Below are 3,425 nucleotides of genomic sequence, written 5' to 3'. Positions count from 1 at the left end.
CCTAGAAGGATTTATTGCTAAGTTGGAAGAAATGGGAGTGAGAATGACAGTATCTGAAGACAGTATTTTTGTCGAAGAACAGTCTAATTTGAAAGCAATCAATATTAAGACAGCTCCTTATCCAGGCTTTGCAACTGATTTGCAACAACCGATTACCCCTTTGTTGCTAACAGCTAATGGTCGTGGTACAATTGTTGATACGATTTACGAAAAACGTGTAAATCATGTTTTTGAACTAGCAAGGATGGATGCGGACATTTCGACAACAAATGGTCATATTTTGTACACAGGTGGACGTGATTTACGTGGGGCAAGTGTTAAAGCAACTGACCTGAGAGCTGGGGCTGCACTAGTCATTGCTGGGCTTATGGCTGAAGGTAAAACTGAAATTACAAATATCGAGTTTATCTTACGTGGTTATTCTGATATTATTGAAAAATTACGTAATCTAGGAGCGGATATTACACTTGTTGAGGATTAAACCGTAGAGGTGTTTATGAATATTTGGACCAAATTAGCAATGTTTTCTTTTTTTGAAACGGATCGCTTGTATTTGCGTCCTTTCTTTTTTAGTGATAGTCAAGACTTCCATGAGATAGCCTCAAATCCTGAAAATTTACAATTTATTTTCCCAACTCAGGCAAGTCTGGAAGAAAGTCAATATGCATTAGCAAATTACTTTATGAAGTCCCCTTTGGGAGTGTGGGCAATTTGTGACCAGAAAAATCAACAAATGATTGGTTCTATTAAATTTGAGAAGTTAGATGAAATCAAAAAAGAAGCTGAGCTTGGCTATTTTTTGAGAAAAGATGCTTGGTCGCAAGGATTTATGACAGAGGTTGTTAGAAAAATTTGTCAGCTTTCTTTTGAGGAATTTGGCTTAAAACAATTATCTATCATTACCCACCTTGAAAATGAAGCTAGCCAAAAGGTTGCTCTTAAGTCTGGATTTAGTTTGTTCCGTCAGTTTAAGGGAAGTGATCGCTACACAAGAAAAATGCGGGATTATCTTGAATTTCGGTATGTAAAAGGAGAATTCAATGAGTAAGCATCAGGAAATTCTAAGCTATTTGGAGGAATTACCAGTAGGTAAAAGGGTGAGTGTTCGTAGTATTTCCAACCATCTGGGAGTCAGTGATGGAACGGCCTATCGCGCTATCAAGGAAGCTGAAAACCGTGGAATTGTGGAGACCCGTCCTAGAAGTGGTACTATCCGTGTTAAATCACAGAAAGTTGCGATTGAAAGATTAACTTTTGCTGAAATTGCAGAAGTGACTTCTTCTGAGGTTCTGGCTGGGCAAGAAGGTTTAGAGAGAGAATTTAGTAAGTTTTCAATTGGTGCCATGACTGAACAAAATATCTTGTCTTACCTTCACGATGGGGGGCTCTTGATTGTCGGAGACCGTACCCGTATCCAACTGTTAGCACTTGAAAATGAAAATGCTGTTCTTGTGACAGGGGGATTTCAGGTTCATGATGATGTGCTTAAACTGGCCAATCAAAAAGGGATTCCTGTTCTGAGAAGTAAGCATGATACTTTCACTGTCGCGACCATGATTAATAAAGCCTTGTCAAATGTCCAAATCAAAACGGATATTTTAACTGTTGAGAAACTTTACCGTCCGAGTCATGAGTATGGTTTTCTGAGAGAGACTGACACTGTTAAAGATTATTTGGACTTGGTACGTAAGAATCGTAGCAGTCGTTTCCCAGTTATCAATCAACATCAGGTTGTTGTTGGAGTTGTAACCATGAGAGACGCTGGTGATAAGTCACCAAGTACCACAATTGACAAGGTCATGTCTCGTAGTCTATTTTTGGTTGGATTATCGACAAATATTGCCAATGTGAGTCAACGGATGATTGCTGAAGACTTTGAAATGGTACCGGTTGTTCGGAATAATCAAACCTTGCTTGGAGTTGTGACACGGCGAGATGTCATGGAGAAGATGAGTCGTTCTCAAGTTTCGGCTCTACCAACTTTTTCTGAGCAGATTGGTCAAAAACTCGCTTATCACCATGATGAAGTAGTGATTACAGTGGAACCCTTTATGCTTGAGAAAAACGGTGTTTTAGCTAACGGTGTATTGGCAGAGATACTGACTCATATGACCCAAGATTTAGTTGTGAATAGTGGTCGCAATCTCATCATCGAGCAAATGCTGATCTACTTTTTGCAGGCTGTTCAGATAGATGATATACTGCGCATTCAAGCACGCATTATCCACCATACTAGACGATCAGCTATTATTGATTACGATATTTATCATGGTCATCAGATTGTTTCAAAAGCAAATGTGACTGTTAAAATTAATTAGAAACTAGGAGAAAAAATGATAACATTAAAATCAGCTCGTGAAATCGAAGCTATGGACAGGGCCGGTGATTTTTTAGCAAGTATCCATATTGGCTTACGTGATTTGATTAAGCCAGGCGTAGATATGTGGGAAGTTGAAGAATACGTTCGCCGTCGTTGTAAGGAAGAAAATTTCCTTCCACTTCAGATTGGGGTTGACGGTGCCATGATGGACTATCCTTATGCTACCTGCTGCTCTCTTAACGATGAAGTAGCTCATGCCTTCCCTCGTCACTATATTTTGAAAGATGGTGATTTGCTCAAAGTTGATATGGTTTTGGGAGGTCCTATTGCTAAATCTGATCTGAATGTCTCAAAATTAAACTTCAACAATGTGGAGCAGATGAAAAAATACACTCAGAGCTATTCTGGTGGTCTAGCAGACTCATGTTGGGCTTATGCTGTAGGTACACCGTCCGAAGAAGTGAAAAACTTGATGGATGTAACCAAAGAAGCTATGTACAAGGGGATTGAGCAAGCTGTTGTTGGAAATCGTATTGGTGATATCGGTGCGGCTATTCAAGAATACGCTGAAAGCCGTGGTTACGGTGTAGTGCGTGATTTGGTTGGTCATGGTGTTGGCCCAACCATGCACGAAGAACCAATGGTTCCTAACTATGGTATTGCAGGTCGAGGACTCCGTCTTCGTGAAGGAATGGTTTTGACTATTGAACCAATGATCAATACAGGTGACTGGGAAATTGATACAGATATGAAGACCGGTTGGGCCCATAAGACCATCGACGGTGGATTGTCATGTCAGTATGAACACCAATTCGTGATTACGAAAGATGGTCCGGTAATCTTGACTAGTCAAGGCGAAGAAGGAACTTATTAAAATAAGTAAAAGTAGATTGAAGAAAAAGTGGCTCTTTGGACAATTTTCTTCAATTTTTTCTTTTATCTATAGCGAAATGAAAAAAACGAACAACTTGATTGAGCAATTCAAATCAATTTCTAACAATATTTTAGAAAACATAGTGTACTATTAAAGAGTTTGTTTCATATAATATAATGACAAAAACAGTTAACCGTAGCAAACTTGATACAAATTTTAATATTTATAGTA

General features: G+C 38.9%; 3 protein-coding genes and 1 pseudogene. All 4 read left to right on the top strand.

What is annotated here, in order from left to right; translation table 11 throughout:
- Positions 1–481, top strand: a pseudogene (locus QZ359_RS01995) (UDP-N-acetylglucosamine 1-carboxyvinyltransferase); the annotation flags it as partial.
- Between the two features lie 15 nt (positions 482–496).
- Positions 497–1,048, top strand: a complete 552-nt coding sequence (locus QZ359_RS01990; protein ID WP_261195345.1) for a GNAT family N-acetyltransferase — start codon at positions 497–499, stop codon at positions 1,046–1,048.
- Positions 1,041–2,318, top strand: coding sequence for a CBS-HotDog domain-containing transcription factor SpxR (gene spxR / locus QZ359_RS01985; protein ID WP_000033825.1), 1,278 nt, complete (start codon positions 1,041–1,043; stop codon positions 2,316–2,318). Before QZ359_RS01990 ends, spxR begins: the two co-directional genes overlap by 8 nt.
- A 15-nt stretch (positions 2,319–2,333) precedes the next feature.
- A complete protein-coding gene (locus QZ359_RS01980) occupies positions 2,334–3,194 on the top strand; it encodes a methionyl aminopeptidase (protein ID WP_261044805.1) in 861 nt (286 codons plus the stop codon).
- Positions 3,195–3,425 lie beyond the last annotated feature (231 nt).

It is taken from the genome of Streptococcus sp. (assembly GCF_019414905.1).
Classification (GTDB): Bacteria; Bacillota; Bacilli; order Lactobacillales; family Streptococcaceae; genus Streptococcus.
Note: the sequence above shows the minus strand (reverse complement) of the source record. Positions and strands in the feature narration are given on the sequence as shown.